Source organism: Pseudomonas sp. EA_105y_Pfl2_R69 (assembly GCF_963970915.1).
Taxonomy (GTDB): Bacteria; Pseudomonadota; Gammaproteobacteria; order Pseudomonadales; family Pseudomonadaceae; genus Aquipseudomonas.
Genome location: NZ_CAXAOO010000002.1, coordinates 110,132 through 131,788, shown reverse-complemented (window position 1 = coordinate 131,788; position 21,657 = coordinate 110,132). Strand labels below are relative to the sequence as shown.

Sequence of the window (21,657 nt, the reverse complement as noted above, 5' to 3'; positions counted from 1 at the left end):
TTGGTGTAATCCAGAAGGTATCGCAACCGTAGCCCGGTCGTGGTTTGCGTCGGGGCTCGCTCAACGATCAGCCGTCGACCCGGGAACGAAACAGCGCCTGGTGCTCGCGGCATTGCGCGGCCGCGAGCAGGAACACGCCGTGGCCGCCGCGCTCGAATTCCAGCCAGGTGAAGTCGACCTCCGGGTACAGCGCCTCGACATGCACCTGGCTATTGCCTACCTCGACGATCAGCAGCCCCCGCTCGGTCAGATGATCGGCCGCTTCGGCCAGCATGCGCCGCACCAGGTCCAGGCCATCCTCGCCACAGGCCAGGCCCAGGGCCGGTTCATGCTGGTATTCGGCCGGCATCTCGGCGAAATCCTCGGCATCCACATAGGGCGGATTGGAGACGATCAGATCGAAGCGCTGACCCGGCAGTCCGGCAAAGCCGTCGCCCTGCACGGTGTAGACCCGAGCATCCAGCTCATGGCGCTCGATATTCTGGTTGGCCACCTCCAGGGCCTCGTAGGACAGGTCGCCAAGCACCACCTCGGCCTCCGGGAACTCGTAGGCGCAGGCGATGCCGATGCAGCCGGAGCCGGTACAGAGGTCGAGGATGCGCTGGGGTTCCTCGCCCAGCCAGGGCTGCAGATGCTGCTCGATCAACTCGGCAATCGGCGAGCGCGGCACCAGCACGCGTTCGTCGACGATAAAGGGCAGGCCGCAGAACCAGGCCTCCCCCAGCAGGTAGGCGGTCGGCACGCGCTCATCGATGCGCCGTTTGAGCAACTCATGCAGGTGCGCGTGCTCGTCATCTTCCAGGCGGCAATCGAGGTAGCTGTCGGCTATTTCATAAGGCAGGTGCAGGGCTCCCAGCACCAGCTGGCGCGCCTCATCCCAGGCATTGTCGGTGCCGTGGCCGAAAAACAACTCTTCGCCCTGAAAGCGGCTCACCGCCCAGCGGATGTAATCGCGCACGGTGCGCAGGCGGGTGTTGAGAACGGGGGTGGCGGTCACAGGAGCAGTCTCCGGGGGCTAAAGATCGCGCATTCTAGCCCAAGGACGCATTCCTGCACGAAAACGCCGCAGCGGCACGCAGGTAGCGCTGCCAAAGCCCGCGAGACAGGGATATAATTTGTAACACTTTCTCAACCCCTCCCCCCCTCCTCCGAGACCTCCACAAAATGGTCATAGATCCGTTCTCGATCACGGGCTTGCTCGTGTTGGCGATATTCCTGATTGGCATGACGCTGATAGTGTTTGAAGCACAACTGGAAATGGATAAATTCAAACCGGCGATGTTCATGATGTCCGGTCTGATCGTTATCGGTGCCCACTATGCGATCAACGACCCCAATGGTTTCCAGTATTTCCTCCATGCGCAGAATGAGACCAAGGAAGAACTCTTTGGCCTGATCGCCTTTATGGCCTTTATGTGGATGGTGGTCGAACTGCTCAACGAGCGGAACGTATTCACCGCCCTGAACGGCTACCTGATGCGCAAGGGACTGGGTGCCAAGGGCATGTTCTGGGCCACCGGAGCCCTGTCAGCGCTGCTCTCGCCCTTTCTCAACAACATCACCACGGCGATGATCTTCGGTAAAACCGTGAAGAGCATCTCCACCAACCAGCGTTACACCCATATATCGCTGTGCAATATCGTCGTGGCGTCCAACAGCGGGGTCTGGTTTCTCGGCACCTCGACCAGCCTGATGGTGGTGCTGGCCGGCAAGATCAGCATCGCCGGGCTGTTGCTGCTGGTTCCTTCGGCCCTGATCGGCTGGCTGCTGTTCGCCGCCACCCTGCACCTGTTCTATCTGCGCAAACTGGACGGCGAAAGCCTGATCCATCTGGCCGACCAGACGGAAACCGGCCTCAAGCCGGGCGGCGCGGGCCTGGCGATTGTCGGTTTCTTCGCCGTGGTTGGTGCGGTGCTGTGCAATATCCTGCTGAAAGTCAGCATCGAGTTCGCCATCGGCATCGGCCTGGGCTTTGTCGCCCTGTATGCCTGGCTGCTGATGCAGCGCGGCATCGAGCTGCCCTGGCAGGATCAACTGCAGAAGGTGGAATGGAACGCCCTGCTGTTCTTTATCGGCATCATCACCTCGGTGGCCTGCCTCAATCATGTCGGCTGGCTGTCGTATATTTCCCGACTGTTCGAGGTGATGGACCCGACTGCGGTCAACCTGGTACTCGGGGTCGCCTCCGGGGTAATGGACAACGTGCCGGTGGAAGCCGCGGCGCTGATGTCCAACCCGCAACTGGGTCTGGAGCAGTGGGCGCTCAACGCGCTGATGGTGGGGGTGGGCGGTTCGCTGACAGTGGTCGGTTCGGCCGCCGGGGTGATGGCCATGTCCCTGGACAAGACCTACAGCTTTGGCGTGCACCTGAAATTCCTACCGGCCATTCTGGTCAACTTCTTCGGCTCGCTGGGCGTCTGGTACCTGCAGTTCGAGCTGCTTGGGCTTTACTGACGGCGGCCGGGTGAGACCGCGCCGGGGCTTGCTCCAGGCGCGGCTCAGCCGCGCTTCTGGCGACGTTCGCTCAGGGCCGGTTCATCACGTTTGAGCCTTAACTCGCGCAGCACGGCGATGGAAACCGCCAGGGCGAACAACAACCAGAAATGTTCGGAAAACAGCGATAGCAGGCTCATTGGGCAACTCCTTTTGCGCTACGACACCCCATCCTCGGGAATGGTTCGATTCTGCTCGTCGCTTCGGCCATACGCAAGGCCAGCCGCACCGCGCCAAACACCCCCGCGGTAACGACTCGCGCGGTTTGCCGCCGCCTGCCCATGTCGTCAGCAGGACGGTGATTCTGGCGCAATGTCCCGCAAAGGTTCACAGCAGCAGCCCAGAGGCGGACAATGCAGGAAGTCGTCCATGCCAGCCAGGAGTACCCTGCCATGTCCATCCCCCAAACCCTGTTCACGCTGACCGGCCGCAGCCATGCACCTGCCAGCCTGAACAATGCGACCCTGTTGATCATCGATGCTCAGGAGGAGTATCGCAGCGGCGTCCTGCAGCTGCCGGGGCTGGATGCTGCGCTGGAAGAAATCGCCATCCTGCTGGCGGCAGCCCGCGCTCAAGGCTGCGCCATCGTCCACGTCAAGCACCTGGGCATTCCCGATGGCCTGCTCGACCCGCGAGGCCCCCGCGGCCATCACCTGCCGGAGGCCGCGCCGCTGCCTGGTGAACTTATCGTGGAAAAACGCATGCCCAATGCCTTTTCCGGCACCGATCTGCACGAGCACCTGCAGAAGCTGGGGCATCTGGACCTGATCATTTGCGGCTTTATGACCCACTCCAGCATCAGCACCACGGTGCGCGCCACCAAGGATTACGGCTATCGCTGCACCCTGGTCGATAGCGCCTGCGCCACCCGCGACCTGCCGACCCTGGACGGCCAGGTGATCAGCGCCGCCGATATGCACCGCGCCGAAATGATCGCCCTGGCGGACAATTTTGCCGCGGTGGTCCCCCGCGCCAGTGCCCTGCTCTGAGGTCGGGCGGCCCCACAAGCCGCACGCCGCTCGCGCCCCAGTTGAACCACGCCAGTAGCAGCAGGTCATACCGGCGTTAGCCTCTAAGGAATTCGCAATGAAACCATCAGATGGCTTTGATGCTCGCCGCCTGCGGCCCCGCAGCTCCGGTAACTGGCGCTTGCGCCTAGGTGCAGGGCTGGCGGCGCTGCTGTGCATGTTCGGCGTACTGCTGGCAATGGCCGGGGCCGCGACACTGCTCGGCCAGCCCGCCGCACTCGGCCCGCTGAACGAGTCACCTGCCGCCGCCGCGACTTTTGTGGCGATCGGGCTGCTTATGCTGTTTTTCGCCATCATGCTCTGGCGGCGCTGTCGCCGCCGCCTGCGTCGCTCCGGCGACCTGAGCATCGCCCCGCACCTGATGAAGAAACGCGACTGATGGCGGGCCGATCCAAGCCGCACTTAAGCCCGGACCTTGGGTACACTAGCGGCCTTCGCGGAGGCCCAGATGCAAGACGACGACTTCTCTCTCTTTAAAGCCGAATTACGTGGCGTCAAACCGATCAAACACGATCGCGCCGACACCGGCAAACCGAAACCCAACCGGGCGCAACTGGCCACTCTGCGCCAGGCCGCCACGGCGCGCGTGGAATCGGTCAAGGTCGATGGTCTGTCCGACCAGTTCGTCATCGATGTCGGTGCCGAAGACCCGCTGTACTGGGCCGCCAACGGCGTCCAGGAAGGCCAGATGCGCAAGCTCAAGCTGGGGCAGATCAGCTTCGAAGGCAGCCTCGACCTGCACGGCATGACCGTGGAAAAGGCCCGCGACACCCTCTGGGAGTTTATCGCCGAGGCCAACAGGCTGGAGGTGCGCTGCGTGCGCATCACCCATGGCAAGGCGGTACGCATGGACGGCCGCAAGCCGATGATCAAGAGCCACGTCAACACCTGGCTGCGCCAGCACCCGCAGGTACTGGGTTTCACCTCCTGCCTGGCCAAGCACGGCGGTACCGGGGCGGTCTATGTCATGCTCAAGCGCACCATGATGGACGGCCGCGACGAGTAAGCGGACGGCTGCCGCACTTGCCAGCCCCGCGACGGCCCCCTAACCTGCGCATCTATATATCCGCTAGTGCCACAGGAAGATCATGTCCCTGGAACAGAACTACACCGCGATTCTCGGCCAACTGGGCGAGGACGCCACCCGCGAAGGCCTGCTCGACACCCCCAAGCGCGCCGCCAAAGCCATGCAGTACCTGTGCAAGGGCTATCAGCAGACCCTCGAAGAAGTCACCAATGGTGCGCTGTTCAGCTCCGATAACAGCGAGATGGTGCTGGTGAAGAACATCGAGTTGTACTCGCTGTGCGAACACCACCTGCTGCCGTTTATCGGCAAGGCCCATGTCGCCTATATCCCCAGCGGCAAGGTGCTCGGCCTGTCGAAGGTCGCGCGTATCGTCGACATGTACGCACGCCGCCTGCAGATCCAGGAAAACCTCAGCCGGCAGATCGCCGAGGCCATCCAGCAGGTCACTGGTGCCCTGGGTGTGGCGGTGGTGATCGAGGCACAGCACATGTGCATGATGATGCGCGGCGTGGAGAAGCAGAACTCCTCCATGGTCACCTCGGTGATGCTCGGCGAGTTCCGCGAAAATGCCGCAACGCGCAGCGAGTTCCTCAGCCTGGTCAATAACTGATCAGAGCCGCTGCAGAAGAAACCGGCCATGCGCCGGTTTTTTATTGACTGCACCCTGCTGCGGCAAGGCGTCAGGCTGCGCCGCTCATATGCGTGCAAGCCTGCTGTCGTAGGGTGCGCCGCGCGCACCAAGGTGCCCGCCGCCTAGGCTGGTGCGCACAGCGCACCCTACCGGACCGCTGCGCATGGCTTACTGGCCCTTGAACGGCACCCGCGGCCTGGTTCGTAACGGGTCGAGTAAACCGGACAGGCCGTTGTGGTCGATCTCCTGCATCAACGCTAGCAGCCGGCCGATCTCACCCTGGGGGAAGCCTTCGCGGGCGAACCAGTTGAGGTAGTTACCCGGCAGGTCGGCGAGCAGACGGCCCTTGTGTTTGCCGAAAGGCATCTCGCGGGTTACCAGCAATAACAGGTCTTCGGGTTTCATCGCAGGCTCGGCAGGGTTCGGCAGGGTTCGGCAATCGAGCGCGGATTATGCCGTTCGGCCCGGGGCCAGGCCAAGGCGGAAAAACTCGGGTAAGCTGCGCGCCCCTGTTTATCGACCCAAGGTTTGCCCCAGCATGATTATCAAGGCACTGCGCATCGGCCTCGGCCAGTTGATCGTCTTCCTCGACTGGATCAGCCGTCCGGCCAAACTCAAACGTCCAGCTGAAACCCAGGCGGCTGTCGAGCAAAGCGCCAGCAACCTCGTACTGTACCAGTTCCACGCCTGCCCGTTCTGCGTAAAAACCCGCCGCACCCTGCACAAGCTGAATGTGCCGGTGGCCCTGCGCGACGCGAAAAACGACGCCCAGGCGCGTAGCGAGTTGGAACAATTAGGCGGCAAGATCAAGGTGCCGTGCTTGCGCATCGAAGAAAACGGCCAGAGCACCTGGCTGTATGAGTCCAAGGCGATCATCGCCTATCTGGACGAGCGCTTCGCCAGCGCTTGACGCCCAGGACTGCGCCAGGGGTTGCCCCTGGCGCAGCGTTACACAGGCTTACTTGATAAAGTATTTGCCCCAACGCTCGATATCGCGCACCGACTGCTGACGCTGCAGGGCACGGCCTTGCTGGGCCTGCTCGACGGCGGCGATTTCATCGTCGATGACCTTGGTCGACAGCGACAACCAGCTGGTGGCGAAGGCCATGGCGTCGCCATGCAGCTCCAGCGCATCCATATTGATATTGCCGATGTCGTCGCAGGCATCGTGATAACACGGGTCGAATGGCTGGTTGGCTGCACCACCGAATTTCTGCGCCTGCGCCTCGCTCTTCAGATCTTCGGCCCCGGTAAACAGGCCGCCAAAGGGGATGCCTTCCTCGAAGAACTGCGCATAGTCGGAGCGGAAGTCGATCTCGGTGCCCTCCCCCGGCGCGCCGCGCAGGTCGAAGTAGGCTTGCAGCAGACGCTCGATGGCAGCCGAGCCGGGCGGGCCCTGCAGGCCGAAATCCGAACCGTCGCCATCATAGATAAAGTTGCCGAAATTCGGCGAAGCGATCATGTCGAAGTTCAGGTAGGCCCTGATCTGCTGCTTCTCCTCGTCTGGCAACTGGCTGGCGTAGTAGGTGGAACCGACCAGCCCCGACTCTTCCGCGCCCCACCAGGCGAACCGCACCTGGTTGAGCGGGTGGGCCTTGCTCATCAGCACCGCCATTTCCAGCAACGCGGCGCTGCCCGAGCCGTTGTCGTTGATGCCGGCACCTTCGCCCACCGAATCCAGGTGCGCGCCGACCATCACCACATTGTTCGGGTTGCCGCGCCGGGTCTGGGCGATCACGTTATGGGTTTCGGTACGGCTACGTTCGACATCGGCCACCATGCGCACTTGCACACCTGCGGTCTGCGCCCAATCGGCACCGACCTCATAAGTGCTGAACAACACCGGGATACCGCCGGCATAGGTATCGCCCAGGGTCGCGTTCATCAGGCCCTTGCGATCTTCGGTGTCGCCCTGATTGAAGATGACCGCCCCCGCCGCACCAGCCGCCGCGGCATTTTCGGCCTTCTGCTGAAAGCTGCAGGTGCCACGCTGGATCAGGGCGATGGAGCCACTGGGGAAGCCGGCGAAATCCTCTGCCTCGCAACCGCTGGTGGAGGTATTGCCGGCACCGAGCATCAGATCCACCGGCACCACGGCGGCGCTGACATCGCCGGCTTCGGTTTGCGACAGGTAGGTGAAATCCTCGTCCCAGACGTAGTCGGTCGGCGTCGGCAGCAGCATGCTCAGGGTGCCTGGGCCAATCGGCTCGTAAGAGGTGAAGGGGAAGGCCTGCAGGGTGACGGTATAGCCGGCACGCTCCAGGGTGCTGCGCACGTAGTCGACCGAGGCCTGATAGCCCGGCTGCGCGGCGGCGCGGTTGCCGCCATTGAGGCTGGCGATATCCTCCAGGGCTTGCAGACGGGTCAGCACCTTGCTGGCCTGCATGCAGTGGGGCAAGCCCAGCGGAGTGCCCACCAGCAGCGGCGATTTGCACGCCGATAGCGGCGGTTTGCCTGGTGTCCAGAAATCATTGAAGCGCTCGCTGTCACTGGGCGAGGCGGCAATACCGGCGGTGGAGGCTATTAAAGCGAGCGAACCAACAACCCAACGAACATTGTTCTTCTTCGTCATGGGAAATCATCCTTGGATAGATTGTGTTGTGCTGGTCGTCTATGGCATCTGCCACTGCCCCCTACGGCTCCCTGGGGACGCGACCATAAGCAGTGACTCGCGCCTGTCCTTTCGGTTCTCCATTTAGGGATCGAACGCCGTCCCGGCGCTCAAAATTGAGCACCAGGTCAAAAAATGCCTGGTCAAATGAGATCTGGGGCGTATCGGAAGGGCTCTGTAGGGTGCGCCGTGCGCGCCGGCGCAGCCCATAAACCCCTGGTGTGCGCGCCCCCCTAGGCAGCCCAGGCTATACGACACTCAAGCGCCGGCCCTTGGACGCAGAGACACGGCCTAAGGGCGCGCACTCAGGCCCATAGAGCAAACCGGACCGGCCCGCGGCCCGGCCAACGGCGGCGTTACTGCGCGCCCTGCAGCTCGGTCACGACAAACTGGCTGCCCTGCTGCTCGACGACAAAGCCGACCTTGTCGCCCACCGCGAGCCCTTCGAGCAGCGCGGCGTCCTTGACGTCGAACACCATGGTCATCGGCGGCATGCCGATATTGGCAATAGGGCCGTGGCGCAGGGTGATCTTCTGCCGGTCCGCATCGATCTTGCGCACCTCGCCCTGGCTCATGCTGGCAGTCGTCTGCGCGGCCTCGTGGCCGCCGTGTTCATCGCTGGCCTGTACCGCAAACGCCAGGCTGCCCAACAGGCAGGCGATCAGTAGTTGCTTCATGGTCTTGCTCCTCAAGTCAGGCGGCCATACGACCGCCCCGATCATTTATCGGCCCGCACAGGTACTGCGCGGCCGCAATTGTCCGCACTGCACAGGCGAGTCCGGGTTAGCGACAGCACTCTCAATCCGCCACAACCCGAACCTTGCCGACCATCCCCGCCTGGTAATGGCCGGCGATCAGGCAGGCGAAGTCGAAGTCGCCGGCGCGGTTGAAGGTCCAGATGATCTCACCGGTCTTGCCCGGTCCGACGTGGGCCATATAGGGCTCGTCATGCTCCATACCGGGGAACTTGACCATCAGCGCCGCGTGCTTATCCAGATCGTCCTGAGTGCCGATGACGAACTCGTGCAGCACCTGGCCGCCATTGCGGTGGACCAGGCGAATGGTTTCGCCCTGCTTGACCTCGAGGCGGTCGGGGGTAAAGCGCATGGCATCGCTCATGCGGATCTCGATGGTGCGGCTGACCTGCTCGGGATCGCCGGCAATGCCCCAGGGCTTCTGCTCCTTGATCACCTCCTGGGCCTGAGGCTTGGCATGGGATTCGCTATGGGCCAACACTGGGCCGACGCTCAGCGAGGCGCTAAGGGCCAGCACCAGGGCTGCAAGGTTTAACGGTGAACTCATGGGTATGTCCTCGATATCGAATAACTGCACATTCGCTGTAGGAGCGGGCTTGCCTGCGATGCCTTAAAACAACCGCTACTACAGTTCCTATCAATGGCCGGCATGGCTACTAGGTTTACGCACCTGCACCTCAACCGGCTCGCCGATCGGCTGCTTGAGTGGCATCGACTGCCCACCGGCATCGCTCGAACGCGCGGGTCTGACCAAGTCTCCTTGCCATTCATAGGCCACGGTGCCAGCCGGGTGCTTGAACCAGCCAGGGTCGCGGTAGTCGCCCGCGGGCTGGTCCTTGCGCACCTTGAGCACGGTAAACATGCCGCCCATTTCCACCGAGCCGAAGGGGCCGTCGCCGGTCATCATCGGCGCGGTGTTGTCCGCCAGCGGCATCTGCATTTCCGCCATATCGGCCATGCCGCGTTCGCCCATGACCATGTAATCGGGGATCAGCTTGGCGATCCTGCGGGTCATGTCGCGGTGGTCGACACCGACCAGGGTCGGAATGTCGTGGCCCATGGCGTTCATGGTGTGGTGGCTCTTGTGGCAGTGGAAGGCCCAGTCGCCCTCCTCGTCGGCGAGAAACTCGACCTGGCGCATCTGCCCCACCGCGATATCCGTGGTCACCTCCGGCCAGCGCGAGCCTGCCGAGGTCGGCCCGCCATCGGTACCGGTCACCTCGAACTCGTGACCATGCAGGTGGATCGGGTGGTTGGTCATGGTCAGGTTGCCGACGCGGATGCGCACCTTGTCGTTCTGGCGCACCACCAGCGGGTCGATGCCGGGGAAGATGCGGCTGTTGAAGGTCCACAGATTGAAGTCGAGCATGGTCATGATCTTCGGCGTGGCTGCCCCGGGCTCGATGTCGTAGGCGTTGAGCAGGAAGCAGAAATCGCGGTCCACCTCGCTGATCAGCGGGTGGTGTTCCTTGGGGTGGGTGACCCAGAAACCCATCATGCCCATGGCCATCTGGGTCATTTCGTCGGCATGGGGGTGGTACATAAAGGTGCCGGGGCGGCGCGCGACGAACTCATAAACGAAGGTCTTGCCCACCGGAATCGCCGGCTGGGTCAGCCCCGAGACGCCGTCCATACCATTGGGCAGGCGCTGGCCGTGCCAGTGAATGCTGGTGTGCTCGGGCAGCTTGTTGGTGACAAAGATGCGTACCCGGTCGCCCTCCACCACCTCGATGGTCGGCCCCGGCGACTGGCCGTTATAGCCCCACAGGTGGGCCTTGTAGCCGGGTGCCAGCTCGCGCACCACTGGCTCGGCCACCAGGTGGAACTCCTTGACCCCGTTGTTCATGCGCCACGGCAAGGTCCAGCCGTTGAGGGTCACCACCGGGTTATAGGGCCGGCCGTTCGGCGGTTGCAGCGGCGGCTGGGTATCGGCGCTGCCCTGGGACACCGCCTCCGGTATGCCGGCCAGGGATACCCGACTGACCGCAGAGGTGGCGACAGCTGCAGTAACCGCGCTGGCACCGAGAAAGAAATCACGTCGTGAAACCATGGGAAGTTGTCCTTGATCAGTGCCCGGCGGGCTCGTCGGTGGCGGCCATGGCCGGTGTGCTCGCTGACAGGCTGGGCGCACCCAGCAGGGCCATATCCAGGTCGGCCTTGGCGATCCAGAAGTCGCGCTGCGCCTGCAGGTAGCCATCCACTGCCAGCACCTGCTTGCGCGCATCGGCCAGCAGCTCGAAGGTGCTGATAAACATGCCGTTGTACTGCAGAACATTTTCCTCGGCGATGCGCGCGCGCAGCGGCAGCACCTCGTCGCGGTAATGCCGGGCAAGGTCATGGCTGGCCTGGTAACCCAGGTAAGCCTCGCGCACCTGCGAGCGCGCGTTGATCGCCGTTTCGGCGGCGCGGTTGAGCATCTGCCGGTACTGCGCCTCGGCCCTGGCCACCTTGGCCCCGCTCCAGTCGAACAGCGGCAGCTCGACGCTGATCTCGTAACCGCGCTGGGTCGGCTCCTCATTGGAGCGGTTATTCACCACGCCCAGCTCCAGCACGTTGATAAAACGCGTGGTCTTGCTCAGCCCCAGGTTCTTGGCCAGACGCTCGGCGTCCAGGCGCACGGCCTGGATATCCAGACGCTGGGTCATGGCCAGGCGCTCGACATCCGCCAGTTGCTCGGCCGTGGCCGGCAATTCGGGCAGGCGTGTGGGCAACTGGAAGCCGAGCTGCTCGCCCCACAGGCCGAGCAGGCGGGTCAGTTGCTCGCGGCTCTGCACCCGGGCCTGCTCGGCGCGGATCAGGTTGAGCCCGGCATCGGCATAGAAGCTCTGCTCCTGGGCCCGCTGCAGGGCGCTGTAGTTACCCACCGCCGCCAGCCGCCTGGCCAACTCGGCCGCGATTTCAGCCGACTCCATCACCTGGCCCATAAAGCCCAGGCTCTCCTGCGCCGCCACCGCGCGGTACCAGGCCTTGCGGGTCTGGCTGGCCAGTTCGAACACCGCCAGACTGGTCTGCCGCTGCACCTGCTCGAAGCGCTTGGCCTCCATGCCGGAGGTCAGCGGCATGGCGATCAGCCGCGCCAGGTTGATATGCAGGCCGCGCTCGTATTCCACCTCGCTGCCCTTCTCCAGACGACCGAAGGAAAAGCCCGGATTGGGGATGCGTCCGGCCTGCACCCGTTCGGCCTCACCGATACCCAGCTGATCGAAACTTGCCTGCAGGCCGGGGTTATTCAACAGCGCCACCTGCACTGCGGCATCCACCGTCAGCGGCTCGGCCAGCAGCTCGGCGACCCGCTCGGCCACCTGGCTGCGCTGCTCCGGGGTTTTCACCCAGGTGAGCTGCTTGTCCAGCTGCGCCTGGCTGGCCTGCTCGACCGTGGCAAAGCCGCCGTCCTGGCTAAAGCCGGCACAACCGGCCAGCAACAGGGGGCTACAGAGCCCGGCCAGGCGCAAAAAGCCATTCAGTCGTCGCGCCTTAGTGATGGCCATGGTGCTGCTCCATTGGCTTGGCCGGCGGCTCGACAGCCGGCTCGGTGGGCTGCTGCGCCGAAACTTCCTCGGCGTAGGGCTCCTGGGCATAGGTGCGCCAGCCGCCGATACGGCCGACCAGCTCATTGGCTTCGCGCCAATCCTGCAGCGGCTGTTCGCTAAAGCCCTGGTAGGTCTTGAGCGGTGATTGATAGTGCACAGCCGGCGCGGCGGCCTGGGCATCCAGTGGGTCGGGCAACTCGGCCCAGGCGCTGACCGGCAGCGCCAACAAGCACAGGCAGGCGAACGTCCGCCGGGCAAAAAACAAACGCATCATCTGATAATCTCGCGAGCAGCGGCGCGCCCGCATATCACAGGCAGCACCGGCTAGTAGCTAAATGCGTTTAACACTGGCCTCGGCAACAACGGCTGCGGGCGAGTAAAAACGCGGTTTGGCTTAGGCGAGAAACAGGCGGGGGGGTCTTTCCGGGGTCTCGGCGATAAAGCCGATAAAGCGCTCCAGTCGCGCCAGGGACGGCTCGACGGCATGCGGCAGGCTATTGCTGGCAACCACCGTACTCAGCGCCACCGCACCTACGCAAAAAGCGCAGAGGCTGCATAGGCTGTTATCGGCGGGCTGTACGGAGGTGCCGGAGGGGGCGGCACTGTCGCCGCCATGATGTTCGCCATGGGCGGAGGCCTGCATGGCCTGGGGAGCCATGACAGCCGGGTGATGGGCCGCCATCTGCTGGCTGCTTGAGTCGCCCTGGGTCAACGCGCATAACTGCATGCCGATGGCAGCCATGCTCTGCGCCGGAAGGGCGAGCATCAGCATCCAGATCAGGGCAATTCGCAGTGTGCGCATGGCGATAGGGCTGTCTTCGAACAAAGTTGGATTAGCCGGATTATCCATCGATTCGGCCACTTGTCCATGGCCGGCAAGCGCCTGGGCTTGATTTGCCCACAGCCGCTGGCCCCGCAGATGAGCCGATGACACCAGCCGAACATCGGCATATCCCGCCAACCCCATGGGCAAACACCCGCCAGGCTGGCTATGATCGGAGCCCATGACAACCAACCCACCCATCCGCCAACCCTGCCCGCCCGGAGCCTGCGACTGCGGCCGCGAGCAGCTGCTGGAAAGCGCCGACGGCGACCTGCGTATCCTGCGCCTGACCCGTCAGGAGGAAAAACGCCTGCTTGATCGTCTGGAAAACCTGCAGAGCCTGGGCGACCTGGAAAAACTGCAACGGCGCATGTACGAGCAACTCGGCATCCGCCTGGCCGTCGCCCCCGGCTTCAATGAAGTGCGCAGCATGCGCGGCATCCAGATCGAGATCGACGAACTCCCCGGCCTCTGCCGCAAAACCCGCCAGGCACTGCCCACCTCCATCCGCCGCGGCCTGGAAAAGCACCCGGAGATCGCCTACGACCTGCTGAACGCCCATGACCTGTTTCGGGATATTTGAGGGGTCTGCCGGTAAGTGCAAAGTACCCAAAAAACACCTCGACACCCTGGTGCGTGTGCAGGAAGCCCAAGCGCTATCTGCCAGTGCTGAGCACCAGAGCAGGCCTGGCGGTTAGCACAGAACGCCCCCTGCAGCCGCGCTACCTGACAGTCGACCGCCTCCCGGAACGATGCCATCCGCCATTATGGTTCTGGCCTTATACAGTCCGCAGCCAAACGGACTGGCTTGCTCCATTTATGGCATTGGACCGAACGCCCCTGGCCACCGCATCGTGTTCGGCTGCCGGAAATCGGCATCGGGAACTACTGCCCCCTGAATTCAGAGGAGGCATCGCGTTCGGAAAAATGCTCCGCCCTCATTCTCCCCCCCTCTCTGGAATCAGTATTTCAGCTGATTTTCAGGACGTTGATTATGGTCAATCAATGATTCGTTAGGCATGCAACTATTTCGCCTGGATTTATCAATACTTCTGCCGGTAAGGATGAGGACAGGACATGAAAGGGTTCAATTACAAACTAGCCAAAATAATCTGTGCAGCGGTTTCCTGCACCTGGGCGTTGACCTCGACAGTGGCAGTTGCCGCGGCCGCAGCGGAGTTGCCGGTGATTGTCCAGGAACTGGTCGCCCCCCCGGCGCTGCCGGCACCTATTACGCGCAAAAGCCCGGCGCGGGTGGTGGTCAATCTGACCGTGGAAGAGGTCGAGAGAGAAATAGCGCCCGGTACGCGCTACATGTTCTGGACATTTGGCGGCACCGTGCCAGGCAAGATGATTCGTGTACGTGAAGGCGATACCGTTGAATTGCATCTGCAGAATCTGGCCAGCAACAAACTGCCGCACAATATCGATTTGCATGCCGTCAGCGGCCCGGGTGGCGGTGCCGAGCAAACCCTGATCGCCCCAGGCAATGAGGCAGTCTTCACCTTCAAGGCATTGGCACCCGGGTTGTATGTCTATCACTGCGCCACGGCACCTGTGGGCATGCATGTGGCCAATGGCATGTACGGCATGATCCTGGTCGAGCCAAAAGAGGGCATGTCCAAGGTTGACCGTGAGTACTACGTGATGCAGGGCGATTTCTATACAACGGGTGCCTACCGCGCCGAAGGCCTGCAGAATTTCGATATGCAGAAAGCGGTCGATGAAAAGCCTACCTATGTGCTGCTTAACGGTGCCGATGGTGCCTTGACCGGCAAGAACTCGCTGACCGCCAACGTGGGTGAAAAAGTACGGATGTATTTCGGCGTCGGCGGTCCCAACCTGACCTCCAGCTTCCATGTGATAGGCGCGATCTTCGACCGCGTGCAGGGCGATGGCGGCCGCCATTATCAGGAGAATGTGCAGACCACTCTGGTACCGCCCGGCGGTTCGACCATCGTCGAATTCGTGCCGAAGGTGCCGGGTAACCTGACCCTGGTCGACCACTCGTTGACCCGCGCCTTCAATAAGGGAGCGGTAGGCCTGCTGGCGGTCAGCGGGGCCGAGCAACCGGAAATTTTCGGCCAGGGTGTGAAGAAGCCCCTGCCTGCGGCAAAAGGCGCTGTGGCTGCAGCCAAGGTCGAGGCACCGCCGGTACCGAATGGCGATGTCGCCATGGCGCGTGGCAAGGCGGTTTACGAGCGGGTTTGTGCGGCCTGTCACTTGCCCGATGGCACAGGGGTGGCCGGGGTGTTCCCACCGGTGGCCAGCTCCGATTTCTTCCAGGAACGGCCCTATGAGATGGCCTATATCGTCCTGCACGGTCGCAGTGGCAAGTTGGTGGTCAACGGTGAGCACTACAACGGTGTGATGCCGCCGCAGGACCTGAACGACAACGACGTGGCCGCAGTGATCAATTACATCAATGTGGCAATGAACCAGGGCAAGCCGGTACTGACCCCGGAGCAGGTCAGTGAGATGCGTCAGATTAAGAAGTTGTGAAGCAGAAGTTGAGGTGCATCTGGATCGCCCGCGCAGTGCTGTTCTGCTGCGCGGGCCTCGCCACCAGTGCCTGGACAGCTGACTACCGGTTGCTGGAAGGCGGTGAATTCCGCAGCGTATTGCCGGCCGATGGTGAAAGCTCGCCGGCCAGCATCCAGCCATTCTGGCTGCGCAGCACGCCGGTGAGCAATGCCGAGTACCTGGGGTTTCTCCAGGCTTATCCGCAATGGCGGCGTGGTGCAGTGCCAGCGGTGCTTGCCGGCGCGGACTATCTGGCGTTGTGGGCCGGGCCGCTGTCGTTTGCACCGTTGCAGGGCCGCGCCCCGGTAACCCAGGTCAGCTGGCATGCCGCCCAGGCCTTCTGCGCCAGTGAGCAGGCGCGTTTACCCACCTGGTACGAGTGGGAATTTGCCGCTGCGGCCGACGAACTACGCGCCGATGCGCGGGAGGACTCGCTGTGGCTGGCGCGAATTCTCGCCTGGTATTCGCGTCCAGCCAGTCAGCCGCCCCAGGCCATAGGCCTGCAGCCGGCCAATTACTACGGCATCCATGATCTGCACGAGCTGACCTGGGAGTGGGTGGAGGACTTCAATGGCCTGTTTGTCAGCAGCGACAGCCGGACTCAGGGCGAGCAGAAACAGTTGGCGTTCTGCGGTGGCGCGGCCCTGTCGCTAGGCGACAAGAACAACTACGCGGTATTGATCCGCCTGGCCCTGCTGGCCGCCATGGAGGCCAACCAGGGTGGCAACTATCTGGGTTTTCGCTGCGCGCGCGACCCAGCCTCGCATTTATCAGGAATCCCCAATGAATAGAATCAAATGTCTGCGTCGGGCGCTGCACGGTGCCCTGTTGTCCACCATCTTGTTAGTGGTCCCCGGGATGTTGCCCTGGGCGCAGGAAGGTTCGCTCGACACTGCACAGGCTAGCGTGCCAGCCGACTCCCTATATGGCTTGCCGATGCCCCTCACCGATGCACAGGGGACGCATTTTGATTGGCGCGAGATGGCCGGACAGCCACTGCTGGTCACTATGTTTTATGGCGATTGCGCGTCGGCCTGCCCGGTGCTGATGCAGAGCCTGCAGCGCACCATCGCCGAACTCAAACCCGAAGCGGGCGCGCTCAAGGTGCTGATGGTCAGTCTCAACCCGCAGCATGATACGCCGACCTCATTGGCGCATATGAGCCACATGCACCAACTCGACGAACGCTTCTTCCGCCTGGCGGTGGCGGCCGACGAGAGACAAACCCGGGCCTTGGCTGCAACGCTGAAGATCAAGTACCGAGCACTGGACAATGGCGAAATCAGCCACAACACCAGGGTCACCCTGCTAAATGCACAGGGTCAGGCCATCGCCAGCAGTACATTGCTCAAACCCACCGCGGACCAGGCCCTGCTCTCGCAGATCCGTCAGGCGTTACAGCTATAGGTGAGGTGCACACACAGATGCCTGCAGGCCTGCCCGCACGGAGCCTGCAATTGCGGCCGCGTGCAGTTACTGGAATACGCCGACAACGACTTGCGCATCCTGCGTCTGCCCCCAGGAGGAAAAACGCCTGCTCGAGCGCCTGGAAAACCTGCAGAGCCTGGGCGAGCTGGAAAAACTGCAACGGCGCATGCACGAGCAGCTCGGCATCCGCCTGGCCGTCGCCCCCGGCTTCAACGAAGTGCGCAGCAGGCGCGGTATCCGGATCGAGATCGACGAACTCCCCCGCCTCTTCCGCAAAACCCGCCAGGCGCTGCCCACCGCCATCCGCCGCGGCCTGAAAAAACACCCGGAGATCGCCTACGACCTGCTGAACGCCCATGACCTGTTTCGGGATATTTGAGGGGCTGAAGGAAGGTGGTTGTGGTTGGAGATGGGTAGAGCAGATGGTCGTAACGGGCAGAAAGCGGCCAGAAGCAGCCAGTCATTAAATCGTGGCCCATTCACTTTTGCACCGAACAGTTTGAGCGCCATGTAAAACTTGCGCGTTCGGTTTGTTTGTTATCGGTAAAGAAGGTAGCGAATTCCATGATTTTTGCAGACCCTGAATGGGCCATATACCTTCAATGCTTGGTGCCGCTTTAGCAGATGCGTTCATCAACCAAAATGGATAGGGATATCGACAATTGCACACTCGCACACCACCTTTGATCTACCTAGATAGCTGCGACTACTCCAACCTTAGCAAGCCAGGGGTCAATGGGCCGGATGCGCAGCATTTGGCGGCGCTGAGGGCATTAAAAAATCGCGGTGAGGCCGTCTTCGTGTTCTCGGGAGCACACATTTCAGAAATGTCGCCGATGGATCAGCAGTACGCTTCTGCCGCATCTGAGCGGACGAGACTGATGGTGGAACTCTGCGGTCGTAACACAATGATCTCATTCGATCGGCTAATGAAGGCGGAACTCGCCCGCTTGGCCACGCAAGACCCTCAGTCTGTCACTGCAATGGTTGGTGATGGCGAGTGGTTTCCAGACATGGGGGCACTCATGAGCCCAATTGATGAACTGGATGTTGCAGGAGCGCTGCAGCAGCAGATGGATGAGCACGGAATGAACCGCAAAATGCGGAGGATCTTGAAGGCCGGCACGACAAACAAGCATGGCCGTTTTCGTAGCGATATAGAACAACGCTGTGGCCAACAGCTGGATTACAGTGAGCTGCTTGAACGAACGCCAATGCGTCCCCGGAATATGACAGTGCTTAAGCGCTACCTCCTAGGGAAAGCGACGCGAGAAGAGGCCGACAAAGCTTTCTTGGAAAGCCTCAGAGACCCCAGCTACATGGCCCAGTGGTTCATCCACCATCACCACAAAATGGGAGCTATTGGAGACTGGGTCAGGCGACCTGCGCGAGAGCTTATTGAAAGTTGCGAGCAAACACTTTCTAACCTATGCGCGCAGCTCGAAGCGCTGCCGGAAAGCGAGCGTGCTGCAGTCATGGCAGGCGTAAGTGGGGAGCGCTGGGCGAAGCTTAAGAAGCAGGGAGTGATCGATATCGTCAACCGGTTGCTCGTTCGCCTTTTACCTGGAGCTCCTGGCTGTGATGATGCAGGCAATATTGAGCAGTGCTGCCCGGGTATTTTCATCTGCATCAATGCGTTCTACGACTCACTGCAGAAGTCATTTGGAGAACGACCGCGGGCGATGAAGGCCAGTGATTTCGTAGATGTCATCCACGCGCTATACATCCCTTACGTGTCGTATTTCAGGGCTGACAAGCATATGTGCGGAGTCCTTCAACCGCTTGCACAGCGCTTCGGTACCCAGGTCGTCGCTTCACCTGCCAAGCTAACCGCAGCCCTAGGCGTAGCACTCTGAACAAGATGAGTAATTGGGGTCAGAGTCGACTTGCTTGAAAATCGACTCTGACCCTTAATACACGCCGAGAACCGGCGAATCGAACTCAATCTCACGAACCGCTGAGCGCCGCGTCACCGCGCTGCTGCGCTAGCCAGTCGCGCGGGGCGCAGCCCATGCGCACGCGGAAGGCGCGCGCCAGCGCGTTCGGGCTGCCGTAGCCGACGCGGGCGGCCACCACCGCCACCGGCCGCCCCTGCTTGAGCAGGGTGCAACTGACGTTCATCCGCCAGTCGGCCAGATAGTCGCCCGGCGTGACGCCAACCGCGTCCTTGAACGCGGCGGCGAAGCGCGCGCGTGACATGCCCGCCTGCGCCGCCAGCGCCTCAAGCGACCACGCGGTCTGCGGTGCATCGTGCATGGCGGTGATGGCGCGCGCGAGTTTCGGGTCGGCCAGGCCCGCCAGCAGCCCTGTGGCACCGAGCCGGCTATCCATCAGATAGCGCAGCAACTGGATCAGCAGCAACTCGCACAGGCGGTCGATGGCGGCCTGCCGACCGCACTGATCGCGCTCGGCTTCGGCAAACAGCAGCTCTAGCGTCGGCCCGAGGCCGGGCAAGTCCGCCAGCGGAATCAGCAGCATCGACGGCAAGGCCATGGCTAACGGATTGCCTGTCGAAGCGCCCAGATCTACCTCCGCGCACAACAGCTCGGCGGTATCGCCGGGGGCGGTGACAAAACGATGCGACGTCACGCGCGGATAGAACAACAGGCTCGGCTCGGTAACCAGCAGATCTTCATGTATGGGCGAACGCGCCGTAATCGGGCCGCGTCGCAGCAGATGGATATAGCCATGGGGTGCCGCGTAATGATGCTGGCCGCAGAAGGCACCGCTGTGAAAAACGCGCGCCGAGAGCGAGTAGTGCTGGAGCAAGCCGGCCAGTCGATCCACCATTGCACCCTCCATAAAAGACGATAGGTTACGTATTTGATACTTAATGTACCCTATCGTACCTGCCTAAGGACGATCATGTCTCACGTGCTCTTGCACCTCAGCCACTACGGAGATAGACATGACCCATATTGCCCCCCTGACCCTCGACACCGCTGACGCCGCCACCGCCTCCACGCTCAAGGCCGTCAAAGCCAAGCTCGGCATGCTGCCGAACCTGTTCGCCACGCTGGCCCACGCGCCGGCGGCGCTCAACGGCTACCTCGGCCTGTCCGAAACGCTGGGCACCGGCCGCCTGAGTGCTGGTCAGCGCGAAATCGTCGCGCTGGCTGCCGGTCAAGCCAATCGTTGCCAGTACTGCCTGAGCGCACACACCCTGATCGGCAAAGGTGCCGGACTGTCGGCAGAGGCCATCGCCGCGGCCCGCACCGGCCAGGCCGCCAACGCACTTGACGGTGCAATCGCCAGCTTTGCCCGCGAGCTGGTCGAGCAACGCGGCGTGGTGTCGGCCGACGTCATGGCCAACTACCGCCGCGCCGGGCTCGACGACGGCCTGATCCTGGAAGTGATCGCCAACGTCGCGCTGAACACGCTCACCAACTACACCAACCACATCGCCGACACCACGGTGGACTTCCCCGTGGTCGCCGTCTGATCTCCATCGCCATAAAGGAGAACACGATGAAAATCGCCTTCACTCGCGCGCTGCTCGCCAGCGCCCTCGTCCTGCCGCTGGCCGCCATGGCCGGCGACTTTTCGCCCTATGTGGACAGCCAGGGCGGCATCAGCCGCCCCACAGACTTCCGCACACACTTCGTTCATCTGGGCTCATATGCGGTGTTGGACGAGAAATCCGCCGCTCGTGGCTTGCATGATGTGTACACCGAAAAGGCCTCGGCCGAGCACTACCGTAAGACCGCCGAGTTTCCGGACGGTGCCACACTGGTGAAAGAGATCCGCAAGCTCGAAACCAGCGCCATGACCACCGGCGACCCTGTGGTTTGGGGTTCCGATGCGGCCGTGTGGTTTGTGATGGTCAAGGACGCCAAAGGCCGTTTCGCCAGCAACCCCTTGTGGGGCGACGGCTGGGGCTGGGCGCTGTTTAAGGCCGACGCCCCCGCCAAGAATGTCGCCGTCAGCTACGAAGCCGACTGCATGGGCTGCCATGTGCCGGCGGCCAAGACCGACCGGGTATTCATCCAGGGCTATCCGACACTGACCCAGCACTGACTTGCTGCCGGGTTACGCTTCGCGCAGGATGCACCTCCGTCCTGCGCGAGCCACCCTTTTCGGAGCGTGCCATGCCGACACTCGACGCTTTTCTGACCGACGTCCGCGCCTGCACGCGCTGCGCAGCGCATCTGCCACACGGCGTGCAGCCGGTCTTCCAGTTTCACCCGAGTGCGCCCATCCTCATCGCCGGCCAGGCACCGGGGGCCCGGGCCAACGACTCGGGCGTGCCCTTCGATGACGCTAGCGGCTCGCGTCTGCGCGCCTGGCTGGGCGTGGATCGCGACACCTTCTACGACCCTACCCGCATCGCCATTCTGCCCATGGGCTTCTGTTATCCGGGCACCGGCAAAAGCGCTGACCTGCCGCCACGCCCGGAGTGCGCCCCCGCCTGGCGCGATGCCTTCATGCAGCATTTCGAGCGCCTGTCGCTGGTCATCGTGCTGGGCAGCTACGCCATGGACTACCACCTCGGCACTGGCAAGACGCCGCTAACCCGGGTGGTCGAAGCCTGGCGCGAGCACTGGCCGCAAGCGCTCCCCCTGCCTCACCCTAGCCCGCGCAACAATCGCTGGCTGATGCGCAACCCCTGGTTCCAACAAGACGTGCTGCCCGCGCTGCAAGCACGCGTCCATGCAGTCCTCACCGCCAACCCCAAGGAAACCCCATGACCGACGACACCGCCGTCATTACCGAGCTGCTGCACAAGTACTACGACGCCCTGGCTTGGGCGAACGGAGAGAGGCTCCGGCTTTGGAGCGATGAACGACGGCTTCAGGTGCGGTAGCTGA

At 62.5% G+C, this 21,657-nt stretch carries 25 protein-coding genes and 1 pseudogene; 15 read left to right on the top strand and 11 right to left on the bottom strand.

All coding sequences use genetic code 11. The features are described from left to right. Window positions 1-67: 67 nt before the first annotated feature. The gene (gene prmB, locus AACY13_RS06500; protein WP_339460201.1) at window positions 68-997 is read right to left on the bottom strand and encodes a 50S ribosomal protein L3 N(5)-glutamine methyltransferase; all 930 of its coding nucleotides are present in this window, start codon (window positions 995-997) and stop codon (window positions 68-70) included. Window positions 998-1,236: 239 nt separating this feature from the next. On the opposite strand from prmB, the gene nhaD reads away from it, so the two are divergent. Next, window positions 1,237-2,454, top strand: coding sequence for a sodium:proton antiporter NhaD (nhaD, locus tag AACY13_RS06495; protein WP_339460200.1), 1,218 nt, complete (start codon window positions 1,237-1,239; stop codon window positions 2,452-2,454). A gap of 44 nt (window positions 2,455-2,498) precedes the next feature. Here nhaD and AACY13_RS06490 read toward each other — a convergent pair whose 3' ends face one another. Next, on the bottom strand, window positions 2,499-2,633 hold the full coding sequence (locus tag AACY13_RS06490; RefSeq protein WP_339460199.1) for a hypothetical protein: 135 nt from the start codon (window positions 2,631-2,633) through the stop codon (window positions 2,499-2,501). A gap of 252 nt (window positions 2,634-2,885) precedes the next feature. Between AACY13_RS06490 and AACY13_RS06485 the strand changes: the two genes are divergently transcribed. From AACY13_RS06485 to folE, 4 genes are all read left to right on the top strand, one after another. After that, complete coding sequence (locus AACY13_RS06485; protein WP_339460198.1) at window positions 2,886-3,482, top strand: cysteine hydrolase family protein; 597 nt, start codon at window positions 2,886-2,888, stop codon at window positions 3,480-3,482. A 97-nt stretch (window positions 3,483-3,579) separates the two neighbouring features. Beyond that, the gene (locus tag AACY13_RS06480; protein WP_339460196.1) at window positions 3,580-3,900 is read left to right on the top strand and encodes a hypothetical protein; all 321 of its coding nucleotides are present in this window, start codon (window positions 3,580-3,582) and stop codon (window positions 3,898-3,900) included. A 69-nt stretch (window positions 3,901-3,969) separates the two neighbouring features. Beyond that, window positions 3,970-4,527 (top strand): Smr/MutS family protein, encoded by a 558-nt coding sequence (locus AACY13_RS06475; RefSeq protein WP_339460195.1) that lies wholly within the window; start codon window positions 3,970-3,972, stop codon window positions 4,525-4,527. 82 nt (window positions 4,528-4,609) lie between these two features. Further along, entirely contained in the window at window positions 4,610-5,158 is a 549-nt protein-coding gene (gene folE, locus AACY13_RS06470; RefSeq protein WP_339460193.1) for a GTP cyclohydrolase I FolE, read from the top strand. 189 nt (window positions 5,159-5,347) lie between these two features. Here the strand turns inward: folE and AACY13_RS06465 are convergent, their stop codons facing one another. Further along, window positions 5,348-5,584, bottom strand: coding sequence for a DUF3820 family protein (locus AACY13_RS06465; protein WP_339460192.1), 237 nt, complete (start codon window positions 5,582-5,584; stop codon window positions 5,348-5,350). A 133-nt stretch (window positions 5,585-5,717) separates the two neighbouring features. On the opposite strand from AACY13_RS06465, the gene AACY13_RS06460 reads away from it, so the two are divergent. After that, window positions 5,718-6,089, top strand: a complete 372-nt coding sequence (locus tag AACY13_RS06460; RefSeq protein WP_339460190.1) for a glutaredoxin family protein — start codon at window positions 5,718-5,720, stop codon at window positions 6,087-6,089. A gap of 48 nt (window positions 6,090-6,137) precedes the next feature. Here AACY13_RS06460 and AACY13_RS06455 read toward each other — a convergent pair whose 3' ends face one another. The 7 genes from AACY13_RS06455 to AACY13_RS06425 form a co-directional block, all read right to left on the bottom strand. Then, complete coding sequence (locus AACY13_RS06455; protein WP_339460189.1) at window positions 6,138-7,751, bottom strand: M28 family metallopeptidase; 1,614 nt, start codon at window positions 7,749-7,751, stop codon at window positions 6,138-6,140. Window positions 7,752-8,146: 395 nt separating this feature from the next. Further along, on the bottom strand, window positions 8,147-8,467 hold the full coding sequence (locus AACY13_RS06450; protein WP_339460187.1) for a copper-binding protein: 321 nt from the start codon (window positions 8,465-8,467) through the stop codon (window positions 8,147-8,149). 121 nt (window positions 8,468-8,588) lie between these two features. Continuing rightward, window positions 8,589-9,092, bottom strand: a complete 504-nt coding sequence (locus tag AACY13_RS06445; protein ID WP_339460185.1) for a cupredoxin domain-containing protein — start codon at window positions 9,090-9,092, stop codon at window positions 8,589-8,591. 90 nt (window positions 9,093-9,182) lie between these two features. Beyond that, window positions 9,183-10,595, bottom strand: a complete 1,413-nt coding sequence (locus tag AACY13_RS06440) for a multicopper oxidase family protein (protein WP_339460184.1) — start codon at window positions 10,593-10,595, stop codon at window positions 9,183-9,185. A gap of 16 nt (window positions 10,596-10,611) precedes the next feature. Next, complete coding sequence (locus AACY13_RS06435; protein WP_339460182.1) at window positions 10,612-12,033, bottom strand: TolC family protein; 1,422 nt, start codon at window positions 12,031-12,033, stop codon at window positions 10,612-10,614. Beyond that, on the bottom strand, window positions 12,020-12,349 hold the full coding sequence (locus tag AACY13_RS06430; protein ID WP_339460181.1) for a hypothetical protein: 330 nt from the start codon (window positions 12,347-12,349) through the stop codon (window positions 12,020-12,022). Before AACY13_RS06430 ends, AACY13_RS06435 begins: the two co-directional genes overlap by 14 nt. Before the next feature lie 120 nt (window positions 12,350-12,469). After that, window positions 12,470-12,877: a hypothetical protein gene (locus AACY13_RS06425; RefSeq protein WP_339460179.1), complete on the bottom strand. Its 408-nt coding sequence runs from the start codon at window positions 12,875-12,877 to the stop codon at window positions 12,470-12,472. Between the two features lie 202 nt (window positions 12,878-13,079). On the opposite strand from AACY13_RS06425, the gene AACY13_RS06420 reads away from it, so the two are divergent. The 6 genes and pseudogenes from AACY13_RS06420 (at window position 13,080) to AACY13_RS06395 (ending at window position 18,705) form a co-directional block, all read left to right on the top strand. Beyond that, window positions 13,080-13,481, top strand: coding sequence for a hypothetical protein (locus AACY13_RS06420; RefSeq protein WP_339460178.1), 402 nt, complete (start codon window positions 13,080-13,082; stop codon window positions 13,479-13,481). Between the two features lie 602 nt (window positions 13,482-14,083). After that, the gene (gene nirK / locus AACY13_RS06415) at window positions 14,084-15,400 is read left to right on the top strand and encodes a copper-containing nitrite reductase (RefSeq protein ID WP_339460176.1); all 1,317 of its coding nucleotides are present in this window, start codon (window positions 14,084-14,086) and stop codon (window positions 15,398-15,400) included. Next, window positions 15,397-16,212 carry a formylglycine-generating enzyme family protein gene (locus AACY13_RS06410; protein WP_339460174.1) on the top strand — a complete coding sequence of 272 codons (816 nt, stop codon included), beginning with the start codon at window positions 15,397-15,399 and terminating at the stop codon, window positions 16,210-16,212. Before nirK ends, AACY13_RS06410 begins: the two co-directional genes overlap by 4 nt. Further along, window positions 16,205-16,828, top strand: coding sequence for an SCO family protein (locus AACY13_RS06405; RefSeq protein WP_339460172.1), 624 nt, complete (start codon window positions 16,205-16,207; stop codon window positions 16,826-16,828). Before AACY13_RS06410 ends, AACY13_RS06405 begins: the two co-directional genes overlap by 8 nt. Then, window positions 16,829-17,228 (top strand): annotated as a pseudogene (locus tag AACY13_RS06400) (hypothetical protein). 283 nt (window positions 17,229-17,511) lie between these two features. Then, window positions 17,512-18,705, top strand: coding sequence for a hypothetical protein (locus AACY13_RS06395; protein WP_339460171.1), 1,194 nt, complete (start codon window positions 17,512-17,514; stop codon window positions 18,703-18,705). Between the two features lie 91 nt (window positions 18,706-18,796). Here the strand turns inward: AACY13_RS06395 and AACY13_RS06390 are convergent, their stop codons facing one another. Beyond that, window positions 18,797-19,639, bottom strand: a complete 843-nt coding sequence (locus AACY13_RS06390; protein WP_339460169.1) for a helix-turn-helix transcriptional regulator — start codon at window positions 19,637-19,639, stop codon at window positions 18,797-18,799. A gap of 118 nt (window positions 19,640-19,757) precedes the next feature. Here AACY13_RS06390 and AACY13_RS06385 point away from each other — a divergent pair, with 118 nt between their 5' ends. The 3 genes from AACY13_RS06385 (at window position 19,758) to AACY13_RS06375 (ending at window position 21,537) form a co-directional block, all read left to right on the top strand. After that, window positions 19,758-20,291 carry a carboxymuconolactone decarboxylase family protein gene (locus AACY13_RS06385; RefSeq protein WP_339460167.1) on the top strand — a complete coding sequence of 178 codons (534 nt, stop codon included), beginning with the start codon at window positions 19,758-19,760 and terminating at the stop codon, window positions 20,289-20,291. A 26-nt stretch (window positions 20,292-20,317) separates the two neighbouring features. After that, window positions 20,318-20,866 carry a cytochrome P460 family protein gene (locus tag AACY13_RS06380; RefSeq protein WP_339460166.1) on the top strand — a complete coding sequence of 183 codons (549 nt, stop codon included), beginning with the start codon at window positions 20,318-20,320 and terminating at the stop codon, window positions 20,864-20,866. A 71-nt stretch (window positions 20,867-20,937) separates the two neighbouring features. Beyond that, window positions 20,938-21,537 (top strand): uracil-DNA glycosylase family protein, encoded by a 600-nt coding sequence (locus AACY13_RS06375; RefSeq protein ID WP_339460164.1) that lies wholly within the window; start codon window positions 20,938-20,940, stop codon window positions 21,535-21,537. The last annotated feature ends 120 nt before the right edge of the window (window positions 21,538-21,657 follow it).

What these genes read in the sequence shown, in the direction of transcription:
- AACY13_RS06485 (WP_339460198.1), top strand. Translation starts at nt 2,886, where the DNA reads ATGTCCATCCCCCAAACCCTGTTCACGCTGACCGGCCGCAGCCATGCA.
- AACY13_RS06465 (WP_339460192.1), bottom strand. Translation starts at nt 5,584, where the DNA reads ATGAAACCCGAAGACCTGTTATTGCTGGTAACCCGCGAGATGCCTTTC.
- AACY13_RS06405 (WP_339460172.1), top strand. Translation starts at nt 16,205, where the DNA reads ATGAATAGAATCAAATGTCTGCGTCGGGCGCTGCACGGTGCCCTGTTG.
- AACY13_RS06440 (WP_339460184.1), bottom strand. Translation starts at nt 10,595, where the DNA reads ATGGTTTCACGACGTGATTTCTTTCTCGGTGCCAGCGCGGTTACTGCA.
- AACY13_RS06385 (WP_339460167.1), top strand. Translation starts at nt 19,758, where the DNA reads ATGACCCATATTGCCCCCCTGACCCTCGACACCGCTGACGCCGCCACC.
- AACY13_RS06450 (WP_339460187.1), bottom strand. Translation starts at nt 8,467, where the DNA reads ATGAAGCAACTACTGATCGCCTGCCTGTTGGGCAGCCTGGCGTTTGCG.
- AACY13_RS06460 (WP_339460190.1), top strand. Translation starts at nt 5,718, where the DNA reads ATGATTATCAAGGCACTGCGCATCGGCCTCGGCCAGTTGATCGTCTTC.
- AACY13_RS06445 (WP_339460185.1), bottom strand. Translation starts at nt 9,092, where the DNA reads ATGAGTTCACCGTTAAACCTTGCAGCCCTGGTGCTGGCCCTTAGCGCC.
- AACY13_RS06435 (WP_339460182.1), bottom strand. Translation starts at nt 12,033, where the DNA reads ATGGCCATCACTAAGGCGCGACGACTGAATGGCTTTTTGCGCCTGGCC.
- folE (WP_339460193.1), top strand. Translation starts at nt 4,610, where the DNA reads ATGTCCCTGGAACAGAACTACACCGCGATTCTCGGCCAACTGGGCGAG.
- AACY13_RS06425 (WP_339460179.1), bottom strand. Translation starts at nt 12,877, where the DNA reads ATGCGCACACTGCGAATTGCCCTGATCTGGATGCTGATGCTCGCCCTT.
- AACY13_RS06430 (WP_339460181.1), bottom strand. Translation starts at nt 12,349, where the DNA reads ATGATGCGTTTGTTTTTTGCCCGGCGGACGTTCGCCTGCCTGTGCTTG.
- AACY13_RS06490 (WP_339460199.1), bottom strand. Translation starts at nt 2,633, where the DNA reads ATGAGCCTGCTATCGCTGTTTTCCGAACATTTCTGGTTGTTGTTCGCC.
- AACY13_RS06420 (WP_339460178.1), top strand. Translation starts at nt 13,080, where the DNA reads ATGACAACCAACCCACCCATCCGCCAACCCTGCCCGCCCGGAGCCTGC.
- AACY13_RS06480 (WP_339460196.1), top strand. Translation starts at nt 3,580, where the DNA reads ATGAAACCATCAGATGGCTTTGATGCTCGCCGCCTGCGGCCCCGCAGC.
- AACY13_RS06380 (WP_339460166.1), top strand. Translation starts at nt 20,318, where the DNA reads ATGAAAATCGCCTTCACTCGCGCGCTGCTCGCCAGCGCCCTCGTCCTG.
- AACY13_RS06455 (WP_339460189.1), bottom strand. Translation starts at nt 7,751, where the DNA reads ATGACGAAGAAGAACAATGTTCGTTGGGTTGTTGGTTCGCTCGCTTTA.
- AACY13_RS06390 (WP_339460169.1), bottom strand. Translation starts at nt 19,639, where the DNA reads ATGGTGGATCGACTGGCCGGCTTGCTCCAGCACTACTCGCTCTCGGCG.
- AACY13_RS06475 (WP_339460195.1), top strand. Translation starts at nt 3,970, where the DNA reads ATGCAAGACGACGACTTCTCTCTCTTTAAAGCCGAATTACGTGGCGTC.
- AACY13_RS06375 (WP_339460164.1), top strand. Translation starts at nt 20,938, where the DNA reads ATGCCGACACTCGACGCTTTTCTGACCGACGTCCGCGCCTGCACGCGC.